At 37.5% G+C, this 21915-nt stretch carries 21 protein-coding genes and 1 tRNA gene; 11 read left to right on the forward strand and 11 right to left on the reverse strand.

Annotation, left to right across the window (positions count from 1 at the left end):
- Positions 1-48: 48 nt before the first annotated feature.
- Positions 49-630 (reverse strand): hypothetical protein, encoded by a 582-nt coding sequence (locus LVD47_RS06300; protein ID WP_236974714.1) that lies wholly within the window; start codon positions 628-630, stop codon positions 49-51.
- An 84-nt stretch (positions 631-714) separates the two neighbouring features.
- Entirely contained in the window at positions 715-1845 is a 1131-nt protein-coding gene (locus LVD47_RS06305; protein WP_236974715.1) for a glycosyltransferase family 4 protein, read from the reverse strand.
- 31 nt (positions 1846-1876) lie between these two features.
- On the opposite strand from LVD47_RS06305, the gene LVD47_RS06310 reads away from it, so the two are divergent.
- Genes LVD47_RS06310 through LVD47_RS06325 form a run of 4 tightly spaced genes read left to right on the forward strand, consistent with a single transcriptional unit; the run spans position 1877 to position 4261 of the window.
- Entirely contained in the window at positions 1877-2509 is a 633-nt protein-coding gene (locus LVD47_RS06310; protein WP_236974716.1) for an HAD-IA family hydrolase, read from the forward strand.
- A gap of 13 nt (positions 2510-2522) precedes the next feature.
- Positions 2523-2957, forward strand: coding sequence for a regulatory protein RecX (locus LVD47_RS06315; protein ID WP_236974717.1), 435 nt, complete (start codon positions 2523-2525; stop codon positions 2955-2957).
- Between the two features lie 57 nt (positions 2958-3014).
- Positions 3015-3848: an OmpA family protein gene (locus tag LVD47_RS06320; protein ID WP_236974718.1), complete on the forward strand. Its 834-nt coding sequence runs from the start codon at positions 3015-3017 to the stop codon at positions 3846-3848.
- An 8-nt stretch (positions 3849-3856) separates the two neighbouring features.
- Entirely contained in the window at positions 3857-4261 is a 405-nt protein-coding gene (locus LVD47_RS06325) for a hypothetical protein (RefSeq protein WP_236974719.1), read from the forward strand.
- Positions 4262-4593: 332 nt separating this feature from the next.
- Here LVD47_RS06325 and nadB read toward each other — a convergent pair whose 3' ends face one another.
- A complete protein-coding gene (gene nadB, locus LVD47_RS06330) occupies positions 4594-6198 on the reverse strand; it encodes an L-aspartate oxidase (protein WP_236974720.1) in 1605 nt (534 codons plus the stop codon).
- A gap of 205 nt (positions 6199-6403) precedes the next feature.
- Between nadB and LVD47_RS06335 the strand changes: the two genes are divergently transcribed.
- Positions 6404-7171: an SDR family oxidoreductase gene (locus tag LVD47_RS06335; RefSeq protein WP_236974721.1), complete on the forward strand. Its 768-nt coding sequence runs from the start codon at positions 6404-6406 to the stop codon at positions 7169-7171.
- Here the strand turns inward: LVD47_RS06335 and LVD47_RS06340 are convergent.
- Complete coding sequence (locus tag LVD47_RS06340; RefSeq protein ID WP_236974722.1) at positions 7166-8122, reverse strand: M14 family metallopeptidase; 957 nt, start codon at positions 8120-8122, stop codon at positions 7166-7168. The genes LVD47_RS06335 and LVD47_RS06340 overlap by 6 nt on opposite strands.
- A gap of 71 nt (positions 8123-8193) precedes the next feature.
- Between LVD47_RS06340 and LVD47_RS06345 the strand changes: the two genes are divergently transcribed.
- On the forward strand, positions 8194-9123 hold the full coding sequence (locus LVD47_RS06345) for an LpxD N-terminal domain-containing protein (RefSeq protein ID WP_236974723.1): 930 nt from the start codon (positions 8194-8196) through the stop codon (positions 9121-9123).
- Here LVD47_RS06345 and LVD47_RS06350 read toward each other — a convergent pair.
- Together LVD47_RS06350 and LVD47_RS06355 are read right to left on the reverse strand one after the other, a co-directional pair.
- On the reverse strand, positions 9116-10609 hold the full coding sequence (locus tag LVD47_RS06350; RefSeq protein ID WP_236974724.1) for a family 43 glycosylhydrolase: 1494 nt from the start codon (positions 10607-10609) through the stop codon (positions 9116-9118). The genes LVD47_RS06345 and LVD47_RS06350 overlap by 8 nt on opposite strands.
- Before the next feature lie 2 nt (positions 10610-10611).
- Complete coding sequence (locus LVD47_RS06355; RefSeq protein ID WP_236974725.1) at positions 10612-12783, reverse strand: HAD-IIB family hydrolase; 2172 nt, start codon at positions 12781-12783, stop codon at positions 10612-10614.
- A 409-nt stretch (positions 12784-13192) separates the two neighbouring features.
- Here LVD47_RS06355 and LVD47_RS06360 point away from each other — a divergent pair, with 409 nt between their 5' ends.
- Together LVD47_RS06360 and LVD47_RS06365 are read left to right on the forward strand one after the other, a co-directional pair.
- The gene (locus LVD47_RS06360; RefSeq protein ID WP_236974726.1) at positions 13193-13669 is read left to right on the forward strand and encodes a hypothetical protein; all 477 of its coding nucleotides are present in this window, start codon (positions 13193-13195) and stop codon (positions 13667-13669) included.
- Between the two features lie 418 nt (positions 13670-14087).
- Positions 14088-14819, forward strand: coding sequence for a hypothetical protein (locus LVD47_RS06365; RefSeq protein ID WP_236974727.1), 732 nt, complete (start codon positions 14088-14090; stop codon positions 14817-14819).
- Here LVD47_RS06365 and LVD47_RS06370 read toward each other — a convergent pair.
- From LVD47_RS06370 to LVD47_RS06385, 4 genes are all read right to left on the reverse strand, one after another.
- Complete coding sequence (locus LVD47_RS06370; RefSeq protein WP_236974728.1) at positions 14816-16783, reverse strand: OPT family oligopeptide transporter; 1968 nt, start codon at positions 16781-16783, stop codon at positions 14816-14818. The genes LVD47_RS06365 and LVD47_RS06370 overlap by 4 nt on opposite strands.
- A 62-nt stretch (positions 16784-16845) precedes the next feature.
- Positions 16846-18204 (reverse strand): peptide MFS transporter, encoded by a 1359-nt coding sequence (locus LVD47_RS06375; RefSeq protein ID WP_236974729.1) that lies wholly within the window; start codon positions 18202-18204, stop codon positions 16846-16848.
- A gap of 152 nt (positions 18205-18356) precedes the next feature.
- Entirely contained in the window at positions 18357-18944 is a 588-nt protein-coding gene (locus LVD47_RS06380; protein WP_236974730.1) for a DUF4230 domain-containing protein, read from the reverse strand.
- On the reverse strand, positions 18945-19802 hold the full coding sequence (locus tag LVD47_RS06385) for a DUF3108 domain-containing protein (RefSeq protein WP_236974731.1): 858 nt from the start codon (positions 19800-19802) through the stop codon (positions 18945-18947).
- A gap of 263 nt (positions 19803-20065) precedes the next feature.
- On the opposite strand from LVD47_RS06385, the gene ruvC reads away from it, so the two are divergent.
- The 3 genes from ruvC (at position 20066) to LVD47_RS06400 (ending at position 21193) form a co-directional block, all read left to right on the forward strand.
- Positions 20066-20611 carry a crossover junction endodeoxyribonuclease RuvC gene (gene ruvC, locus LVD47_RS06390; protein ID WP_236974732.1) on the forward strand — a complete coding sequence of 182 codons (546 nt, stop codon included), beginning with the start codon at positions 20066-20068 and terminating at the stop codon, positions 20609-20611.
- A gap of 61 nt (positions 20612-20672) precedes the next feature.
- Positions 20673-20746: transfer RNA gene (locus LVD47_RS06395), tRNA-Ile, on the forward strand.
- A 120-nt stretch (positions 20747-20866) separates the two neighbouring features.
- Complete coding sequence (locus LVD47_RS06400; protein ID WP_236974733.1) at positions 20867-21193, forward strand: hypothetical protein; 327 nt, start codon at positions 20867-20869, stop codon at positions 21191-21193.
- A gap of 7 nt (positions 21194-21200) precedes the next feature.
- Here the strand turns inward: LVD47_RS06400 and LVD47_RS06405 are convergent, their stop codons facing one another.
- Positions 21201-21788 (reverse strand): hypothetical protein, encoded by a 588-nt coding sequence (locus LVD47_RS06405; protein ID WP_236974734.1) that lies wholly within the window; start codon positions 21786-21788, stop codon positions 21201-21203.
- Between the last annotated feature and the right edge of the window lie 127 nt (positions 21789-21915).

The raw sequence follows: 21915 nt of genomic DNA on the forward strand, positions 1-21915 counted from the left end.
ATAATATTTTCAACCAGCTTGAGTCCTATCCAATCTTCAAATCCGGATTTAAAAAAAGAATCCAAGGGTGCATACTATCCTGGCAGGATGAGTGTTTTTATGATCTTCAAAATACTCTTTTATCCCTCTTTCATAGGAAAACCTAACGAATAAGGATTGAAGTTGAACGCCGGCTGATGCATTCCAATAAGCCGTTAATGTATTGATTGTTCCCAATTCACGGGTAACATTCTTCCCGAAATCCAAAAGATAATCGGCAAGTACCCCTCCAGCAATCATAGGTCTAATATTGCCATTGGGGAAAAATCTTTTCTCCAAATTAAATTTGACACCAGCAAATTGAATTTTATCCTGGGTATCGGAAAATATATTCCTGAAATAGGTATGGTCCCCAAAATAAGTTTCATTATAACTACCACCAAATAACATCCAAAAGGTATCGTCTCCAATCCTCACATCCAAACCAGTCCTATATCCCATTTGGAAAGTAGGATTCAGATAATTGTTACTAAGGTCAAAATTTGTAAAAGTCGGGCCTGCATATAATGTAACTCCACTTTGTGAATAACAGGAGATAACCAAACTGCATAGTCCCAACAAAACGCTGCATTTCTTAACTATTCTTACCATTGATTACATATAGGGTATGTACTTAACTCATTAAACGAGAAATAATTGTATCTGAATGCCCGCTATCTCTATTCAATTTGGCGTTTATATTCTTTTGAAATTTTTAAATATTTCTACACAATTACGGTAAATTACTTCAGAGGTTTTTACCCAGGAAAACTTCTTTCTTTGTACAAGGGCTTCGTTCAAAAGCCTTCTTTTTAAGTTTTCATTGGTCACTATACTTTCCATCGCTTTTGCAATATCATCACTACTAAAAGGATCAATATATATTACTGCATTTCCACCTACTTCAGGAAGAGAGGAAGAATGAGCAGATATAATTGGGATTCCTGCATGCATTGCGTCCAGTATCGGTACCCCAAACCCTTCCCATTTTGAAATATAACACAATGCAGAAGCATTAGAAAGAATTCGCCAAACTGTATGGTCATCCAGATATCCGGTAAAAATAATCTCATCGGTATACTTACTTTCCCTGGCTGACAATAGAATGGCTTCTGACTTCCAGGCTACTCTGCCTACCAAAACAAGTTTATAATCACTTCCTGTAGAATCTTTATATTGATCGAAAGCATTAATAAGTTGTACAATATTCTTTCGGGGATGGAGGCTTCCTGTATATAGAAAATATTTCCCCTTTACTAATTGAAAACCCAATGGTTCTGAGTCGGAGGAAATAGCTGTATTTTCAAAACGGGACCCGTTGTACACTACTTCAATTTTATCGGAAGGGATATTGTACTGTCTGGAAATATCATTTCTGGAAAAATCGGAGACCGTTATTAAAGAATCAGCCCTTAACGCAAACTTTTTCTGATATTTCTGATAAAAATTTAATTCCCTTTTGGGTATATAATCAGGATAATGAATATAAGCAAGGTCATGCACACACAGCAATGTGGGGACCTTACTTCTAAGAGAACAAAATCCATCGAATGATAAAAACAATTCAGCATCCCAATTTCTAAGGTAGAATGGAATCAAAACTTCAAACCATAGAGTGTATAAAAATGGTCTGCGAGCTGGTAAAGGAATAACTTTATATTCTATCCCCGGGATCAAAAACTTTTTATCTGGTTGTTGATCAAATAGAATAAGATAGTCATTTTCAGGATAGTGTGTAACTAGGTTTTTAATTACTTCATAGGTAAAATACCCAATTCCCTCCAATTTATTTCTAATCAATAGCCTTCCGTTTATGGCTATTCGCATCTTCGTTTTATTTTTACAAAAAAGCAAAGGTATGCAAAAGAATGTTTCCGTCTTAATATTTGATTTTGGGAATGTTATAATAGACATTGATATGAGCAAAACATTTTCAAAATTATCAACGCTATTGGATTTTGACCTTAATTCTCTTCTCACAGATAAAGAGAATTTATTTATAAGGTATGAAATGGGTCTCATTTCCACCGAAGCATTTTTGAATGATTTAATAAGGCGAAGTAACAAACCTACGCAGGCGAATGAAATCGTATCTATTTGGAATGCTATTCTTTTGGGGATACCCAAAGAGCGGATTGACTTACTCCTTGAATTGCGAAAACAATATTCAATTTATATCCTTAGTAATACCAACGATTTACATATTCAGTGGGTACACAGATACTTGAAACGAGAATTTAAATTGGAGAATTTCGAAAGGTCAATACTACACAATGCCTTTTACAGCCACCACCTCAAAACCAGGAAGCCCAGAAACGAAATTTATGAAAAAGTCCATTCTAAGATTGATAAACCCAAGGATGAAGTCCTTTTTTTGGACGACCTTGAAGAAAATGTAAAAGCTGCCCAAACCTTTGGTTGGAATGCCTTTCACCACCCTGCCCAGGGGGACCTTAAAGAATCCCTGTCGAAAAATGGAGTTCATCTATAATAGAAAACATTATATGGATGTAAAAAAGAATGAAGTACTAAAAAAACTTCAACGTTATTGTTCGCTTCAGGATAGATCAGTTCAAAAAGTTCGTGAAAAGCTATACAGGTACTCCTCTCTTTCCCAACGAGAAAAGAACGAAATAATACAAACATTGCTGGACGATAGTTACCTGGATGATAAAAGGTTTACAGAAAATTTTGTACGGTCTAAAGTAAATCAAAATAAGTGGGGACGAAATAAAATTATACAAGGATTGTTTCGGCATAAAATCGATGAGCTCACGATAGAAGTAGGAATTAAAGGAATAGATGAAGAGAAGTATCAATCTAATTTAATAAAACTTACCCGGCAAAAATCCAAAACCAATATAGACAGAGAAAAACTTATCCGGTATTTAATTCAAAGGGGATATGATTATGAGGAGATTATCTCTATTATTAGTTAAATAATGATTCAATTTTTTTAAATTTGAAGATAACAAATTTTTAAACCCTCGTCCAATATGAAAACTATAGTCGGGATCTTAGCTTTTCTCTGGTTCGTTGGTTGGGGGTATTGGTTTTTGTATGAAAGAGGGCATATTCAATTTGATAAAGTCTCCCATGAAACGGTAGAAATAGATCTTGAAAATTCTTCAAACCATACTGATACTGCCAGGAAGTCTAATGTTACCTCCTTTACATTCACTTTTGATTCGAATAACCTAAATCTATCCTCAAAAGTTGATTCTCTTTATTCCAACTTACAAACCAATGAAGCAATACAAATAATTTCTTACTATACGGAAGAGGAGTCTTTTTCTGGTGGTTCTTTTGAGACATTAGGCATAAAAAGGTCTGAAGATTTAGTAAGGGAAATCAGGAAAAAATACTCTTCTCATGTGTTACTGCCCACAGGAATTAAATTACAACCTAGCTCCGGAATTGATACAACAGGGATTAGCCATTATTATGAAATCCAGGTTTTTAATAAAGATCAACCCCTTCAGGTTATTAATAACGAAAGATATTTTGTATTCTATCCCTTTGCTTCGGAAGAAGAAAGAGGTTCATCTAAAATATCTGATGCAATAGATTCGTTAACAAATATTTGGGGAAGGAAGGACTATCAATTTATTGTCACCGGTCATACAGATAGCGAAGCTACAGAAACAACAAATTATCGATTGGGTATGAAAAGAGCTAAATCCATTCAAGATAAATTAATTCAAAATGGCATAGCCCCGGAAGATATTACGATCCTTTCTAAGGGTGAGCAAGAGCCGATAGCATCCAATTTAACAGCTGGAGGAAGGTATTTAAATCGCAGGGCTGAAATCCTCCTTCAACGAAAATAATTAAATATATGGCAGCTATGCTTCAAAATATGTATACCTTATTACCATTGCAAGCAGAGGTATCTTCTTCTCTAGGAATAGATATTCTTATATACGTGGTCATGGCAATTGGATTTAGCATTCTCGGGTTTTTTATTTGTAAATTTTATAATGAAGCCCGTATCAAAGAAATGGAAGATGAAGTAAGTGCAGAAAAAGAAAGACTAGGCAGAAGGATTTCAACATTAGAAAAAGAAATTCAACACCAATATGCCAAAGAAGATGAGCTAACAGTTGTTATTAATAATTTGAAGAAAAAATTAGAATCCTCTGGTTCAAAAAAAAATGATAAAAAGAATAATCCCACTGAAAATCAACAATGGCATTTTGAACTTTTTTCAACTCCCCATAAAAATCCTGATGAAGAGGAATAGTTTGGAATAAAAACCTCTATTGGAATTAAAATTCACGAATGATTATTTTGGTAAAAACAATCAAACCTCCAGCGTAATTTCACATTTTACCATTTGACCACTTGCCCTATAGCTAAAAATCTAAACAGGCTAATAGCAACAAATTCAAATAAAGGTGTGAAATACAACAGACCGTTAGGTACCATTCTCCCCACGAAAAGTGATGTTGTGGATTCCCTTATAATCATCAATATTGTGTATATATCTTCTTTATAGCATTTCCACATGAAAGAAGTGGACATCTCGCTGTTTTCTGCCGGTCCTGAAGCTTAAATTAGTTAAGAAATCAGGTTTTACAAATAAATATGATCTAAGTAAGGAAGCTTTTCAGGATAATCTGTGTTGTAGTGCAATCCCCTGCTTTCCCTTCGATATGCTGCAGATTTAGTAATTAAATAACCAATTGTGATCAAATTTCTTAATTCCCCAAGTTGAGGAGAAGGTGTTGTTGTCTGGTAAAGTTCCTCTGTTTCTTTGTACAAAGTACTCAAACGGTTCAACGCCCTTTTGAGACGAACGTTAGACCTAACGATTCCCACATAGCTACTCATGATTTCTTTGAGCTCTTTTATGCTTTGAGTGATAAGAACCATTTCATCAGGTTGGGTTGTCCCATGGGCGTCCCAGTCTCGAATATGATCAATTATCTCATAATCATCAATATTCGATTCAATATGCTCTGCAATCCTGTGCCCAAACACCATTCCTTCCAGCAAACTATTGGAAGCGAGCCGATTCGCACCATGCAAGCCGGTGCAGGTCACTTCACCACAGGCATATAATCGCTGAATTGATGATTGTCCGATAGAATCGACCAAAATACCTCCGCAAATATAATGACACGCAGGTGTTACCGGAATGAAATCTTTAAGTGGATCGATGCCCAGGCTTTTACATTTATCATAAATAGTAGGAAAATGATTAATAAACCCTTCTTTGTCCAAGTGCCTGCAATCCAGGTATACATAATCCCAACCATGAATTTTCATCTCCCGGTCGATCGCACGAGCTACTATGTCCCGGGGTGCTAACGACCCTCTTCCATCATACTTTTTCATAAAGGGCTTATCATCCAGTGTCTTTAGTTCGGCACCGTAGCCCCGAACTGCCTCCGAAATTAGGAAATCAGGCTTTTCTCCGGTGGGATTAAACAAGGAAGTAGGATGGAATTGAACAAACTCCATATCTTTAATGGTCCCCTTTGCCCGGTACATCATCGAAATACCATCCCCCGATGCTACCAGAGGGTTGGTAGTATTGCGATAAACCTGACCTGCCCCCCCTGTTGCGAGTATGGTGACTTTTGCCAAATAGGGCTCGATTTCTGCCTGGTTCTCCTTTTCCATTACATAGACTCCAAAACAACGAATATCTGGGGTAGCTTTGGTAATGACCTTTCCAAGATGGTGCTGGGTAATAAGGTCGATTGCAAAGGCATTTTCGATTACTGTAATATTTTGGTAATCACTCCCCTTATCTAAAATAGTCCTTTGAATTTCCCACCCTGTTTTATCTTTAAAGTGTAATATCCTATTTTCGGAATGTCCCCCTTCTCTGCCAAGGTCATAACCTCCATCAGGTTCCTTATCAAACCGAGCTCCCCATTCAATCATCTCTCTTACTCTTTGAGGCCCTTCAGTTATGACTAAATTAACAATATCGGGATCACATAGCCCGTCGCCTGCATCAAGTGTATCCTCTATATGCTTTTGAAAATCATCAACTTCTCGATTCCAAACTGATGCAACACCTCCCTGAGCCCAACTCGTATTACTTTCTCCTTTTTTGGTTTTATTTAATACAGTAATTTTTAAATCTGGCCTTCGTTCAGCTAAATTAATTGCCAACGTCATTCCGGCAACTCCACTGCCAACAATAAGAACATCCTGCTTTTTCATTCTTTTGGTTTCAATGAAAAAACTGGAAATTTAGTAATATTTTCAACAGGAAAACTTATTTCGGGGTAATTAAATTAATTAAAGCATTATGTGTTTTGTTAAATATTAGTATTTTCCCTCATTAGGCAAAGGTCGAGTAAAATCCTATTACGGAAGGAATTATATTTGACTATTTAATAACTGATATGTAAACGTTTATTTCTGTATGGATCTTAATATTGGAAAGCAAAATTTTTTGATACTTGGAGCAAGTAGTGGGTTAGGATTAGCTGTTGCTGAAAAAATTCAGGAAGAAGGAGGTTTTACTATCGTAGTAGCCAGATCTGAAGAAAAATTGAACTCATTTCATTTAAAACATCCCAATTCAAAGACAATTCAGGCGGATATTATGAGTGAAGATGGAATTAATTTTCTTCTCCAAGAAGTGGAAAATTTTCCGATTCATGGAATTCTTGTCAATGCTGGTGGCCCTCCTGCAGGTAATTTTTTGGGTTCAACTATTGAAACCTGGGATAAAGGGTATGAAATGGTATTTAGATGGAAAGCCCATTTGTTATTAAAAATTTTACCTTCTCTGATAGAGCGCAATTACGGTAGAATAACTTTTATAGAAAGTGTATCGATAAAGAAACCCATCGAAGGCCTGGTATTGAGCAATGCCTATAGAATGGCCGTAGTGGGATTGGTCAAATCTATAATTAATGAGATTAACGGAAAAGATATTACCCTCAATATAATAGGGCCAGGCTACCACAAAACTGAAAGGCTGAAAAATTTAATTGAAAAACAAGCAGGGTCAGAAAAAGAAAAAAATGAGATTGAAAAAACTTTTGCCAATCAGACTGCTGTAGGACGCCTGGGAATACCAGAAGATTTAGCTTCTTTAGCCGTTTGGTTACTTTCGCCACATAGTGGATATGTGACCGGTCAAACGATTCTCGTGGATGGAGGCTTATACAAAGGAAGCTTATAAAAAACTCTTTTTAGGGATCTTTTCCCCAAGAACATCTTTCACTAAAAAAAAACCATCACTACCCTTTTCCTGGTAATGAGGCATTATCATAATACCATCTGAAGGTGCTTTGATACATCCATCTTTATTTGTTGCCAGTATCTGGTTTTTTCTTATCCTGTCAAAGTTTTTGAAGCCAGGCTTCATTCTAAAATTTTCATTTTTGTCAATTTTATATGTGTAAATTAATTTGCAGTGTTTTGGTAGTCCATTGGCATAGTTATTAAGGATTTCTTCATGGATTGTTTCAATATGAAATTTCTCTACACATTCAATGGCGCTCAGAAAATTGACCGAAGCTGCTATACATCTATTGACAGAAAGTTTGTCATCGTGTTGTCCGGATTCAAAGCAGAGTGAAACACAAGGTCTATTTAAGTTCTCCTCATTAAAATAATGTAGTACCGTACCGTGTAAGTCCTTAATAAAACCTTCAATTACCGTGGCATCCAGCTTTAATCCTAATTTAATGGATTCAGGAGTATCATTGACAATTGTAAATATTCCGCCCGATGCTGTAGTGGTATGTAGGTCAAGTACAAAAATTTCGTTGGGCTGATATTCTTCAATCTGTCTGTCAATTTCATTAATAATTCCTATCAGCTCAGCCTCTTCATCTACCGGATGTTCCTGGAGCAAAGCTGATTCAATCTTTTCTCGAAGAAAAATCCTGTTCAGGTCTTCGCTAATATATCTTTGATCAACCGAAAGTGCTTGAAGATTCCCTTTTATTCCTACCAACCTTCCAGAAAATTTGAATTGTTTATTCGTGATAGGCTCTACTTCCAGCATTTTAAACAATAAATCCAGGGCCTTTACGCCTGCCTTTTCGTTACCGTGAACACCGCCAATAATAATTGCCAAAGGTCCCTTGATCTCATTGTCGTAAACACCTACGATTCTATTTTCCATGTTAAAATTTATTGTGAATCAAGGTACATTTTACTGAGAAAATTCGTTTATATATAAATTACTTTTTTTCTATGAAGTTTTCTGAGCCAATATCGGTCAACAAAATCGCCGATAAATACAACGCTAAGTTAATAGGTGAAAATGAAAATATAGTATACGGACTAAATGAAATTCACCGGGTCGAAGAAGGAGATATTACTTTCGTAGATGTGGAAAAATACTATGAAAAATCTTTGAATTCCAAAGCTACCGTCATATTAATCGACAAAGAGGTTTCATGCCCCAGTGGCAAAACTTTGTTAGTGGTAAATTCTCCATTTCAGGTGTTCAGTGAATTAGCCACCGGAGAAAGACAAACTCATGCCGCCAATTCAGCGATCCACCCAACTGCAAAAATTCACCCTACTGCCAGTATTGAACCAAATGTAATAATTAGAGAAAATGTAACTATTGGCCCTGAAACATATATTCAATCATTTTCATACCTTGGACCATATACGTCTATAGGGAAAGGGGTCACTATCATGTCAAATAATCAGATTGGTAACGATGCATTCTATTTTAAAAAGGAGGGGGATGAATATACATCATGGCATACTGTCGGCAGGGTCATCATTGAAGATAATGTTTTTCTCGGACCAGGCTGCACCATTAACCGCGGAGTGACATCGGATACCACAGTTGGGAAAGGCTCTAAACTCGACGCCCAGGTACATGTAGGCCACGGTGTAATCATTGGTCCGAATGCCTTGATCGCTGCACAAGTAGGTATTGCAGGAAAGTGCACTATTGGCAAAAACGCGGTCATTCTGGGTCAGGTGGGAATTGCACAAAATCTATCTATTGGGGAAAATGTGAAAATTCTGGCTAAGTCTGGAGTAACCAAAAATTTACCTTCCGATAAAACCTATTTTGGTTACCCCGCGAATGAAGTATCCAAAATTAATCGAGAATTAGCCTGGCTGCGAATAAACGCACGCTCAAAAAATTCGGTTAAATAGGCCCGGGAATTTGTACCATATTGTCAAAATCTTCCTCCGCTGCATATTGTGTTTCCGGATCCTCCAGAATATGAATTTTGCTATCAATTAACGAAATAACTGATGAAGCGGAATACAAACCAATTCCATCATCCGAGTATTGGTAATCAATTAATGTCAGAATAACCCTGTCCTCAATAGAAAGCTCCAGATAATTCCCGTATACTATCATCTTGAAATTGATCTTTCGATCTTCAGGCGGCTGGAATAATCCGCTTTGCAAATTATTGAAAATAAAATTATTGTGATTGTCGTGCGGATTAAAGCCCCATTTTCGAATCTGTACATACCCATTAACAAAATCCAATGCGATAAAGTAGCCGTTACCGTGCCTGTCCGCATTTATGACTAATCCACTTTTTCCCATACCTTCAAGATGAAGTGTTCCCGTCCATATAATATTTTTGGAGGGCTTATTGAACGTAAAAACTTCATACCCGGATACGGATCGGAAAGTAAATTTGCTTTCCTCGACAAACATTGATGCTGAACTATTCTGCAAATTGGGCAATACTTCAGCAAAATCATTTTGTAAAATGGTTTTACTTATCATATTGTCCCACCCGTCATAGCTCTTCAAGTATAACCTTCCTTTCTTATCTGTATCAAGCTCTTTAGGGGGTGGTAAAACCCTTTTAAAATTAATTTCCCTGTTGAGAAAGTAAAAGTTATATACAAGAATACGCTCTCCATCCCTAATTATCCGGGCTGCATAATTTCCTTGTGGCATCAAAACATCGGAATGGTAACTTTTATAAGGACCGCCAAACTGTTCGGAATACCAATACCTGACTTTTATATCTTCGCGAATTGACCCCAGTAAGTAATACCTTCCGTTTTTGATAATGAGGCAGGGACATTCGATATCATCATATGCTAAAGGGTGAAGCAATGGTCGCTGCAAAACATACTGATTATCTACCAGTTTTGCCAGCCCCACACACCCCCTTCTACTAATAGGGCCGTGATTACTTCTGGCACAAACAAGTAAATACTTTTCCCCGTTTTCAACAAACCTGAAGGGGTCCCTGAAACTTAACCAGGTCCTTGGATTATTTTCAGGATCCTCATAATGAGGTCCTTCAGAAGCCAGGGGAAGGTTATAGTTATTTTCCTTTTTCCAATCGTAAAGATTTTGCGAAACCGCCCTTCCTATTTTTTGAATTACACCTTTATCAGCCAATTGCAAACCTGTATAATGCATTTCGTATCCATACTCAGTACGCGAAACATCCATGGTCCACACCATATCATCATCCCATTCTCCTGGATGCCCCACAAATAAGGCGTGTTTCACCCTTCTCCAATTAATGCCATCCGTTGAAACGGCATGTGCTATATAATCGTGATTGGGTATAATCAGATGAAAGAGGTGATACATATCACCGTCTTTGATAACTTCAATATCTCCAATTTCCCAATCTCTATATCCACTTCCTGTATACATTCCTAATTGTCAATTTTAAAACCATAGTGGTTTAGCCCTTCAATAATGCCTTCAGCGGCTTTTCCTTCTGCCAGATAAAGATATTCATCTTCTTTCAGATAGTTGAGTTCACGCGATCTATTTCCGACAATAATTCCCTTAATTGGTTTACGGAACATGTCCATATCGTTACCTGAATCACCACAAGCAATAACATTTCTCAATGGGATTGACCACTTCTGGCATAAGTAACGGATAGCATTACCCTTGGAAGCATTGACTGGTAAAATGTCTATGTACTTTTGATGGGAGTTCACCATAGTAATCTGGTAAAAATCCTTTCCCAACTTGGAACGAATAATATCTTCGTCAAAATCTGCAAGATTGTAATAATATGACAATTTATAAATATCCTGTGCATCCTCTTCTTGTAGTTCAAGCCAATGAATGGTCGAAAGTTTTTTCAAAATGCGATCACGGTTCCACTTGAAATCAAGATAATCCATCCAATCTTCATCATTAGCTTCCTCATTTAGGTCGTAATGTATTCGGGCTCCTACTGAACTAACTATCATATCGACATCCAGATCCACTTTTTTCATGACTTTACGGATAAGTTCAATAGATCGCCCCGAAGCAACAGCAATACAAAAATCTTCCCTTTGACTTTCAATAAATTTTTTCAATTTGTCTAAACCAGGAAAAGATTCCTCGGAGGCTATCAGCGTACCATCAATATCTGTGATCAATAAATTCCTGGCATTTTTAAACCTTTCGGCTTTTGCTTTAGGAATTTTTAGTTCTTTAGGCTTCCTTGGTTGCTTGGGTGCAAGCGTTTCCTGGATCCAACCAACGTATATATTAGTATGGGAATCCCAACTGTAGTATTTTTTGGAGGCAATTATTCCCTGGTTTGAGAACCTACGCCATTTTCCTTCATCCGTAAGTACAGATTTTATGGCTTCCCTCACTTCATATTTATCCAAAGGATCAACTAAATACCCATTTTTACATTTTGGGATAATTTCAGAAGGTCCACCATTCTTGGTGACTACCACCGGAAGACCGGTAGCAGCTGCTTCTATAGTAGTCAGTCCAAAATTTTCATGGAGGGCTAGATTAATAAACACTCCTCTTTTTTCAGCACAATATTGATAAATCAGGCTTACCTCATTTTCAATATCGTGTTTCTTTGGGATAGCTAATTTCCCATAAAGATCATACTTATCCATTAACAGGAGCATCTCTGTAAGCACTTCTTTTTCAGCCCCCTTCATATTAGAAATATCCTTTCTTATCCCCGCAAAGATCACCAGATTCGCTAAAGATTGCATTTCTTTATCACTTCCATAAGCATCAATTAGGGTATGTAAATTCTTCTTTCTGTCGGGTCTGGCCAGTGCCAGGATAGCCGGTTTGGAAGGATTTACAAGAAATTTCTCAATTGACTGGCTCACCCAATACTTTCTCTGTGCTACTTGTTGTTGAAGTTCTTCGTTTTCTAATTGATATTGGTAGTATGGGAAAAACTTATCCGTATCAATTCCCGGGGGTAGAACGTGAAATGTAGCCTTTGGAAAATTTTCATATCCTTCCCAGTGGCTGATTTCCTGATACGTCGAGGTAATAACAAATTCGGCAAGCGTAAGGCAGGATTCTTCTGCAGCTATTCTTTTCTCGAAATTAAAAGTCTCTTCTGCCTCTTCTGCTGTCATACCAAGGTCCTTCATTTTGTTCCTCTTCGGCCGGCCTAATGAATGTCCCGTATGGGCAAAAGGAATATTAAAATGGATGGAAAGCTCCCTAGCTACATATCCTGCATCACCGTAATGGCTATGGATCCAATTGGGACGAATATCATTTTCCTTGATATATTTCTTAGCGTTTTCCACATATTCATCAAGATGATCCCACAATCGCTCCTTTCTCATATATTTATTTCCCGCAAATGGAATTCTCCTTATGTCACACTTGTCATTAATTTTCTCAATATGCTGGCTATATGCGGGCGACTCATCAGGATCATCAATTAATCTGGTAAATATGTGTACAAATTCCACATCGGGTTGTTGGGAAAGATGCCGAGCCAGTTCGTATACATATATTATTTGTCCCCCATTATCGGCATCCTTGCCTATTTCCAGACCATCACTTTTGATAAGTCCATGAATATTGTACAAGTGGATTCTTAGCATCGTTGTAATTTTTAATGAATCAATGATTTGTTATTGAAGACTACCCATTATTATATTATGCCCTAAAATGCTTCTTCCGGTGCATAGATTTACCGTTATTTCATGGAATATATACCATGAATCAAAGCAACTTATGTCATAAACCTCGTTATTATTGAATATTTTCTAAAAAATTTTATTGCAAAGTGGTTTCATATTTATTGTTCATCGGGGAAACCGTCATAGGCTAATTTACGAGAAAAAACCCACTTTAAAAAAAATGATACCACTTTGGGTGGTTTGATTTGTTATCTTCAAACTTTGAAGATATTTAAATATTAATCACTATTATTGAAAAACTATTTAAGTTGTAATTGAACTCCAGTATATTTGATATTAATGTGTTATTTTTATGAAAAAATCTATTTCTATGAAAAAATTATTTTTACCGCTATTGTTCCTTTTTATCCTTTCCGGTTTTAGTAAGGTTGAAGCCCAGAGCTACGAAAGTGCCATCGGTGCGCGTCTTGGTTGGGGATTTGCAGGATCCTACAAACATTTTTTCTCAGATGATCTGGCTGGAGAAGGTATTGTGAATTTTAGAAACTACTCAGGACTTTACAGTTATTTTACCGTAACTGGTTTAGCCCAAAAACACAGTGCGATTCCAGACCTATCTGGACTTTCCTGGTATTTTGGAGGTGGAGCTTATCTGGGTTTCTATGGAAGTGGTTACACAGGTACTGCTACCATTGTAGGAATCGCAGGAAACCTGGGTCTAGACTATGCTTTTGAAGATATTCCATTAAATTTAAGTATCGACTGGATACCCAGACTCGGACTTACGGGTGGAGTAGGTTTTGGGGCTGAATCCGGTGGATTGGCGGCTCGTTATATTCTAAATTAAAACTTACGAAGATTTTAATTTCAAAGAAAAAGAAGCGAAGGCCAAATTGAGTCTTCGCTTTTTTAGTTTTATGATAAGGACTAATATTCAATGCGTCTGACCGTCTCTATAGAGAGTACCAGTACCAATCCCGCCGTACTATTTTTCACAACCTTTTGAAGCATAGCTACCATCAAGCAATATCTAAACCGAGGTATTGTATCCATAGATCTCTCTCCGGTGATTAGAGGTAGCAGTGTTGTTGTAGCAATTCATCCAATGAATTCGCACCCTCATCCCTGAGCGCTTGATTTCTTAAAAGTGCAGAACAAATTATGCTCTAACCGGATTTTTGGCAAAGTCAAAACATTTTGTTTATTATAATAGTTACAACTCAATACAAGATGCTACTTCTTTGATTTTAATTAATAGTTTAATTATGCATTCCTATCGGCTTTCAGAGATTTCCATATTTGGGGTTTTATTCTTTCTACTATTTTTTAGCTGTATTGAATCAAATACGGATTTATCCGGAAACAATGCTGACCAGGTAGCACGAAACATTGAAGTAGCCATCAACAAAGAAAAATGGGATCGTACAAAGTGGATTCAATGGACTTTTCCGGGGCCGAGGAATTATTTATGGGACCGGGAACGCAATTATCTCGAAACAGACTGGGATCACTACCGGGTAGTGATGGACCTGAACACTAAAAAAGGTCTTGCATATAGTAATGATACTTTGCTATTTGAAGAGGACCTTAGGTCCATTTTGGATAAGGCCTGGAGTAATTTTTGCAACGATGCATTCTGGCTGAATGCTCCGGCAAAATTATTTGACCCCGGCACTAAACGATCTTTGGTTACCCGAGAAGATACTCTTCGGTTAAAGGTAGAATATACTTCTGGCGGTGTAACACCCGGCGATTATTATCTTTGGAATTTTGATCAAAATTACTTACCGACATCTTTTGAGATGTATGTATCTGTTATTTCAGAACCCGGAGTATTAGCTACCTGGGAAAGATGGAAAAAACTCGAATCAGGTGCAATGATCGCTCCTAAGCATACCATCGGATCCAAAGATTTGACACTATCAAATATAAAGTCAGGTGATGATTTTACGGATTTTCAAAAAACGGAAGACCCATTTTTAGAACTGATTAATTAATTTTTATTTTGTTTATTCAATGTAAAGGCTTTTCGTGCATTGTAAATAATGAAGTAGCAAAGCCCAATAATAATAATCACTCCGATTAAAGATGAAAATGGTTGGTCAATTATTGCCATAATGTCGGTCCTTCCATAAATAGCTACGGGGATAGCCAATAAAATACCAATTAGAGCTTCACCTGTAATTAAGCCCGATGCTATTAACAATCCCGCTTGTTCACTGTTTTTAGCTTTTTCTTCATACTCTTCAACATCCTGATCCTTTTTGGTACGCAAAAACCTTTCTACACCCCAGGCTACTAGTCCTCCCAGCATAATAGCGCTATCTAATTCAAAGGGTAAATAAATACCTACAGCAACAGCGAGAACAGGCACGCGGAATGAAGAATTTCTTTTCTTTAGCAATTGATCAACAATTATTATTATAGCGCCGATTGCCATACCAATATACACCATATCCCAGGGTAGGTCTCCACTAAAGACTCCGTTAGCAACACTTTCCATTAATGTTGCTTGCGGCGCAGCGAGGGCTTCCGGGTTGTCCGGTGTAGCCGGTCCAAACCCATAGGCAGTGTGTAAAAGTTGTAAAACCAGAGGAAGCACGATAGCTGCAGCAACCACACCCACCATTTGCATTATTTGTTGTCTGAAGGGGGTGGCCCCTAAGATATTACCTGCTTTGAGATCTTGCATATTGTCACCCGCTATGGCAGCAGCACAACAAACAACAGCTCCAATCATTATAGCTGCTGCCGGTCCCCTTTCGGCACCTGAGCCCATAAGAGCGAGAAGGATTAAGGCTGATGAAAGAATAGTAGCAATAGTAACACCGGATATTGGATTGTTCGAACTACCTACCAAACCAGCCATATATCCAGCTACAGCCGCAAATAAAAAACCAGCAATCACCATGATAATAGCCATAAAAATGGATATTCCCACATCACCAATCATTCGTTGGTAAATTATATAAATCGGAATAATCAACACACCGATCCCAATAATTACCCAGGACATTGGAGTATCATAGTTAGTTCTCAATACTTCATTGGAATCAATTTTTCTACGCAATGCTGCCAACCCACTTTTTGCTGCAAACACGATTGAGCCCCTCAGGTCTATTAATGCCCAAAGCCCTCCAACCACCATGGCCCCGACTCCGATATACCTTATTTTTGCACTCCACATAGCATATCCCGCATCTACCATACCCATACCTTCCGGAATTCCCTGCGACCACATAAGAATGGGAATAGCAACCCACCAACTAATGACACCACCCAGAAATACCAATATTGCAATTTTAAGTCCAACAATATATCCTACTGCAATTAACGCCGGCGAGAGATTCATACCGAAATAAGCGTATAGCTTGTTACCTACCAGTGCTGCGCCCTCAGATACCCCATTCCAAAGTTTTAACCCGGATTCAGCTAATTTCACCCCGGCACCTATTAAACTACCCCAAATTAAAAACTTTACGGAATCACCTCCCTTTTCTCCGGATTTCAGTACTTCCGAAGTGGCTACTCCCTCCGGGAATTGAAGTTTTTGCTTTTCTATTAGTGCACTCCTCAGTGGAATTGTAAAAAATACGCCAAGAATACCTCCACAAAGGGCAATAAGCATGGTTTCCAGGTAATCAAAATCAGTCCAGTATCCCATTATTACAAGCGCAGGGAAAGTAAATATTACACCGGCGGCTAAGGATTCACCACCTGAGGCAGCAGTCTGTACAATATTATTTTCAAGTATATTGCTATTTTTGAAAAGTTTAAGGATAGCCATAGACAATACAGCAGCAGGAATACTTGCAGAGACAGTCATCCCTGCGAATAAACCCAAGTACGCATTCGCAGAAGCAAGGACCATTGATAAAATTGCCCCTAAAATAAAAGCTTTAACAGTTGTCTCAGGCAATTTGACATATGCCGGAATGTACGATTTGTTCTCGTCAGCCATTTCTTTTCTACTTTTTTACAAATTAGGTGTTAAAATCTTAGTATTTAAATTGCAAAATCCTTCTAATGAGCTGGTTGTACGGCTAAATCTTCAGCACCGTGTGTTAACCGTTTTAGTGGTTTTAATATCAATAGTACTAACCCTCCAATAGCTATGCTAAAAATAGCAATTCCCGTAAAGATTTCAAATTCACCGGCGCTCTGGGAGTACTCACCTAATAGTCCGGCCAATTTATTTCCAAGGCCGGTAGCCGCCCAAAAAGCCCCCATCATTAAAGAGGCATATTTCACTGGTGCCAACTTAGTAATAAAGGATAATGCTACCGGTGATAAACACAGCTCTCCTATGGTAGAAAAAAGATAAAAAAGAATCAACCACACAAAGGAAGTAGAACCATTACCTGCAAACTCCAATGCCGAATAGGCCATAAAGAAAAAGCCAACTCCCTGAATGATAAGTCCTACTGGCATTTTAAACAATGAAGAAGCTTCTTTTCCTTTCATTTTCCGACGGTACCAAAAACCTGCGATAAGACTCCCTAAGGTGATTATGAAAAAGGAATTAACGGATTGAAACCAGGAGGCCGGAATTTCCCACCCCAAAAACATCCGGTCTGTTTTTTGATCTGCCCACAGATTAAGTAAACCACCAGCTTGTTCAAAAGCCCCCCAAAATAAAATTACTAACAGAAAAGAAATGAATAGAACTTTAACCCGGTCTTTTTCCTGGGATGTGAGGGGCTTATCCTGAAATTCTTTGTGAGGGTTGTCATCGTTCCCAATAAAATCTCCAACGCCTTTTAAATATTTTTGCCCCCAGATATACACAATCTGTCCAAAAAACATCCCGATAGCTGCCAGACCAAAACCAAGGTGCCATCCGTATTTTTCGCCAAGGTAACCACAAAGTAACGGAGCTAAGAGTGCACCGATATTTATTCCTATGTAAAATATCGTAAAACCTACATCTCTTCTTTCATCTTTAGCGCCATACAACCCACCTACCATCGTGGAAATGTTTGGTTTCAGGCAACCCACACCTGCTATGATAAGTCCTAATCCAGCATAAAAGGCAGAAATACTGTCAATGGCCAGAACACCATGACCGGCACAAAGTAAAGCACCACCTAACATTACCGTTTTCTTTTGACCTAATATTTTGTCCGCAATCCATCCTCCCGGTATACTGGAAATATAAACCAACATAGTGTACCAGCCATATAATTGGAGTGCATCCTCATTGGACCATCCGAACCCCGGATTATCGCCGGTTGAAATAGCTGTCATATACAGTACCAACAAGGCCCGCATCCCATAGTAGCTAAATCGTTCCCAAAGCTCCGTGAAAAATAGTATGAATAATCCTACCGGATGGCCTAACAACTCTGTTCTTTTACGGTTAGTAGTATTGGTTTCTGCCATAGTTAAATTTTGTAAGCAATCATTTCAGAATTTTCCCTAAAAAAATGCCTTTTTATCGGAAAAATTGAAAGTAAGATAATCACCCTCAGTGAATAATCAAAATTTCATTTATTTGAGCTTACAGGAAGAGACCTGATAGGAAGGCTCCCTTTTTACGGACTTTCGACTATTTCCAATCTCCATCCCATTCCTTTTACCAGGTCCTTAATGGTTTCCATGATTTGCTCCTCCTGTTTGACCGCCTGCGTCATCAGTTCACTGGATTCCACTTTGTCTTCAATAAATACCTTAGCATTGTTGTTGATTACATTGTAATCGGTAGTGGTAAAGAAATTAAAAGTGCCTTCTGAAATATCATAATAGTCAAGATTGTGATCTAAAGAAAGTAGTTCGGGCGGTGGAAATGAAGACAGGTATAGTGTTTTTGTTTCGCCATCAGTACGTGCCTGAAGATTGCTTAAGTCAAACCCCACGGAAGCTTTTGCCTTGACTCGTATCAGTGCCTTTTTTCGCAGGGGGGCTACATCGAATTTGTAATAATCTTTATGGGTGTAAATTTCCGTGAAATAACCCTCAACTGCAATTAATTTTTTTACATTTTCTATTTGTGTGAGGAGAATATCGCTTTGTGTAATTACCCGTTTATATTCCAGATTCTTTACCCAGAAATAGCCCCCTAGTCCACCTGCTATGAGAAGTAAGATGATTAGTAATAGTATTGAATTTCTTACTTTTTTCATTTAATATCCATTTGTTGGGTATTTCAGCCCTTTGTGCCCGGATAATACAGCCTTAATCTTACCAACAGCTATTGGTGATTCGATCAATAAGGGAACTTTATTTTGGTCTTTTGACACCCATATCTTCATTCCGTCTTCCTCACTAAAAATATTGCCGACTACTACTTTCGGTTCTATAAGGTAAGAATCCAATGGACCTATTCCTTTTATTTTCTTTTTTTCTTCTCCACCAAACTTCATTGAAACGGGATATTTTTTTCGGTCTAACAGCATATCCAACGAATATCTTTTGTCATTGGCAAGACTCTGAACAGAAGTGTTTCTAAAAGCATAAAGAGTGGATAAAACATCGTGAACGCATTGATCCACAGTTATAATTTTTGTTTCAGCATTTAGACGTGATTTGCCCATTGCTGATCTAGCCAGTCGACTATTTCTCATATACTGTACATGATCATACTTCGTATAATTTCCTTCATTTACTACACGCGTCGATTCAATTGGCAACAAAGTATTTTGATCCAGAACGGATTGAAATGTATCCCGTACCTTAAAAATCCAATCGTATCCACCATACGTTTTGCCGACTGCTTCTGCAAAATAGTTACTGCCCCTTTTATCTATATTGAAAGTTACCGTTCCGGCACCGATCCAAATAAAATTTACATTGTAATAGATTTTATACGTAAGTGTTTCATTGTCACTAAATGTATTATTGTCAGTCCTGCAATAGTCATTGGTAACAGTTATCGGAGCGGGGTTATCAGGTTCCGTACCAGTTTTTTTCTTTTCCGGGTCACTTCCTGGGAAAATGATAAAAACAAATAGAGATAGAAAATATTTGGGTATGGAGTTCATTAATTCTTTTCAATTTATTACATCGCTAACAATGGTAACGTGATTCAATTCATTTTGATTATTTAAATAATCATTTTCCGATAGAAACTAATTTCTAATAGACTAACATTAAAAAGGAACAAAAACACAAAACAGTAATTAGAACTTCACACGAAAATTTAGTTAAAATTGAACCGTTCTCATAATGAACGATTGAAATACACTCTAGGGACACAAAAAAATGTTAAATAGTAGTTGTAAATTGGTATGACAAAAAATAATGAATGCGAATATTAGGTGTTGATCCGGGAAGTACAATAACGGGCTATGCAATTATCGAAACCAATAAAGGGAATATTACCGTATTGTCAATGGGTATCATAAAGCTTGCAAAATTTGATAACCACCAAACCAAATTGAAAGAGATTTTCTTACGTATACAGGATGTCATTGAAAGGTATGGGCCGGAGCAAATGGCTATTGAAGCCCCTTTTTATGGGAAAAACCCCCAATCAATGTTGAAATTAGGCAGAGCGCAAGGAGTGGCTATTGCAGCTGCTTCTGCTATGGATTTGGAAATTCAGGAATTTTCTCCAAAGCGTATTAAACAATCAGTGACAGGAAACGGGAATGCCAGCAAAGAGAAAGTCGCTGGAATGCTTGCCATTATTCTCAAAAAAAACCTTGATCAATCAACTTTAGATGCTACTGATGCATTGGCGGCCGCAGTCTGCATGGCTATGGGAGAAGAGAATAGGATCCCTTCCAGCAAAGGGGGAAATTGGAATGATTTTCTCAAAAACAACCCCGGGAGAATAATTTCAAAATAATTATCGCAAAAAGTTTTCTTTTAGACAGCAATTTCTTATAAATTTGCAGTCCGTTTTTTCAGGTCCCATAGCTCAGCTGGTTAGAGCACCTGACTCATAATCAGGGGGTCCATGGTTCGAGCCCATGTGGGACCACTTGTAAATCAAAGAGTTATAGCGTTTGTCGTTATAGCTCTTTTTTTATTTGCATACAATTTGCATATAAAAGGTGTGGTTTGTAATAAAAAATGTATCTTTAGTTAAAAGCATTTAAAAATGGATAATCTAGTTAAAGAAGTTCTCGAACATGGCCGGGAAGCTAAATACAAAGCATTATGGGTCACAGAAAATTTTTGCAGAACTAATCCTATTTGGGAGGGCCTAGATGAAAATCAAAAATTATTTTTCTTGTTCTTTATTCAGGAAGTAGCCTTTACCCTTGCAAGAGGTAGTAGGTATTTTGTTCTTAAAAGTGATGATTTATTAAGGGACGATGCAGATGTGGACACAGGATTTTTAAATTCAAAGCTTTTGGAAGAAATAAAAACTTATTTCGGTTTTACAAAGATAGATACAGAAGGTAGTAAGTTTATATTTTCTTAACAGTTATTCAACTCACCAGCAACGCCACAAACTCCTCATGGCTGATCTGGTCGATTTCATCAATTTTCTTTTGTAATCGCAAAAACCTTTTCGTGGGTTTACCATCGTAGTGCGTCTTGAAATACTTTTTGAGTCTTTCTTCAAAAATTTTATCCCGGTCGAAGTAAGAACCGAACCGCTTTTCAATCTTTCTCATTTTTTTGCTGCGTGCTTGGCTTTCGTATATACAATTGTCGAAAGCATCTCTGTGAAAGAAGTATCCGTCTTTATTATAGAGTTTGCGACACCTTTTTGAAGTATGTGGGCATAGAAAATACCAAACTTTGCCTTTGCCCAGATTCGATGGTTGTGAAACTAATTTAACCTTGTATTGACGGTGTTCCTTGCCATAGTAATAATTCAGTTTTATATAAGGCATAGCGTCAACAGTATCAATCAATACATGAATACGGGCTATCTTTTGGCCGTTGCGTCGCCAATTTATGTAAACCGCACTGAAAGTGTTCGGTTTTAAGAGACCTTCCTTTTTCAATACGGAAATTTCCAGCGTACGCATCTGATCTATCAAGGTCGGAAAGTTGGAAAATTTAGACATGAATGCTTCATTTGACCACCTTTAAAGATAAATAAATTCATCGTAAATTTCTGATATTCAATATGTAGATTCAAAATCAAATTGAGTATGTGGTATAGTATGTTTTAAGATTTTGATTGATATGAAA

This window comes from Membranihabitans maritimus, from assembly GCF_021729145.1.
In the GTDB taxonomy this organism is placed as follows: Bacteria; Bacteroidota; Bacteroidia; order Chitinophagales; family Saprospiraceae; genus Membranihabitans; species Membranihabitans maritimus.

Coding starts and splice junctions, on each gene's coding strand:
- LVD47_RS06300 (WP_236974714.1), bottom strand. CDS start 630: ATGGTAAGAATAGTTAAGAAATGCAGCGTTTTGTTGGGACTATGCAGT.
- LVD47_RS06305 (WP_236974715.1), bottom strand. CDS start 1,845: ATGCGAATAGCCATAAACGGAAGGCTATTGATTAGAAATAAATTGGAG.
- LVD47_RS06310 (WP_236974716.1), top strand. CDS start 1,877: ATGCAAAAGAATGTTTCCGTCTTAATATTTGATTTTGGGAATGTTATA.
- LVD47_RS06315 (WP_236974717.1), top strand. CDS start 2,523: ATGGATGTAAAAAAGAATGAAGTACTAAAAAAACTTCAACGTTATTGT.
- LVD47_RS06320 (WP_236974718.1), top strand. CDS start 3,015: ATGAAAACTATAGTCGGGATCTTAGCTTTTCTCTGGTTCGTTGGTTGG.
- LVD47_RS06325 (WP_236974719.1), top strand. CDS start 3,857: ATGGCAGCTATGCTTCAAAATATGTATACCTTATTACCATTGCAAGCA.
- nadB (WP_236974720.1), bottom strand. CDS start 6,198: ATGAAAAAGCAGGATGTTCTTATTGTTGGCAGTGGAGTTGCCGGAATG.
- LVD47_RS06335 (WP_236974721.1), top strand. CDS start 6,404: ATGGATCTTAATATTGGAAAGCAAAATTTTTTGATACTTGGAGCAAGT.
- LVD47_RS06340 (WP_236974722.1), bottom strand. CDS start 8,122: ATGGAAAATAGAATCGTAGGTGTTTACGACAATGAGATCAAGGGACCT.
- LVD47_RS06345 (WP_236974723.1), top strand. CDS start 8,194: ATGAAGTTTTCTGAGCCAATATCGGTCAACAAAATCGCCGATAAATAC.
- LVD47_RS06350 (WP_236974724.1), bottom strand. CDS start 10,609: ATGTATACAGGAAGTGGATATAGAGATTGGGAAATTGGAGATATTGAA.
- LVD47_RS06355 (WP_236974725.1), bottom strand. CDS start 12,783: ATGCTAAGAATCCACTTGTACAATATTCATGGACTTATCAAAAGTGAT.
- LVD47_RS06360 (WP_236974726.1), top strand. CDS start 13,193: ATGAAAAAATTATTTTTACCGCTATTGTTCCTTTTTATCCTTTCCGGT.
- LVD47_RS06365 (WP_236974727.1), top strand. CDS start 14,088: ATGCATTCCTATCGGCTTTCAGAGATTTCCATATTTGGGGTTTTATTC.
- LVD47_RS06370 (WP_236974728.1), bottom strand. CDS start 16,783: ATGGCTGACGAGAACAAATCGTACATTCCGGCATATGTCAAATTGCCT.
- LVD47_RS06375 (WP_236974729.1), bottom strand. CDS start 18,204: ATGGCAGAAACCAATACTACTAACCGTAAAAGAACAGAGTTGTTAGGC.
- LVD47_RS06380 (WP_236974730.1), bottom strand. CDS start 18,944: ATGAAAAAAGTAAGAAATTCAATACTATTACTAATCATCTTACTTCTC.
- LVD47_RS06385 (WP_236974731.1), bottom strand. CDS start 19,802: ATGAACTCCATACCCAAATATTTTCTATCTCTATTTGTTTTTATCATT.
- ruvC (WP_236974732.1), top strand. CDS start 20,066: ATGCGAATATTAGGTGTTGATCCGGGAAGTACAATAACGGGCTATGCA.
- LVD47_RS06400 (WP_236974733.1), top strand. CDS start 20,867: ATGGATAATCTAGTTAAAGAAGTTCTCGAACATGGCCGGGAAGCTAAA.
- LVD47_RS06405 (WP_236974734.1), bottom strand. CDS start 21,788: ATGTCTAAATTTTCCAACTTTCCGACCTTGATAGATCAGATGCGTACG.